General features: G+C 59.1%; 1 protein-coding gene. It reads left to right on the top strand.

The window, feature by feature from the left end; translation table 11 throughout:
• Window positions 1–263 (top strand): transposase (locus F2P45_RS34930; RefSeq protein ID WP_166882738.1); only part of this gene is annotated, 263 nt, incomplete at its 5' end.
• Window positions 264–318: the final 55 nt, after the last annotated feature.

Below are 318 nucleotides of genomic sequence, written 5' to 3'. Positions count from 1 at the left end.
AGCAATTGCATGAGCATAGCCGCAGTCTGGGCCACGTTCCGCTGATCGACCACAACGCGCGCGGCGGGCCAAAGGAAGAGTTTGAACCTGCCGACGCCGTGCGTTACAAGGAGCGCACCGTGGCCGAGCGCAGCAATGCAAGGCTCAAGGATGAATTCGGCGGACGCAACATCCGGGTGCGCGGTCCGGACAAGGTGATGTCGCATTTGATGTTTGGCTTGCTGGTATTGACTGCCGATCAGTTGATGCGATTGTTCGAATAGCCGAGCAGCGCACGCCAGAGAATCGGGAGTTGGGACAGGTTCTGCGGCACAAACG

Source organism: Massilia mucilaginosa (assembly GCF_011682145.1).
GTDB classification, from domain to species: domain Bacteria; phylum Pseudomonadota; class Gammaproteobacteria; order Burkholderiales; family Burkholderiaceae_D; genus Telluria_A; species Telluria_A mucilaginosa.
The sequence above is the reverse complement of the archived record's forward strand: the minus strand, read 5'-3'. Positions and strand labels throughout refer to the sequence as shown.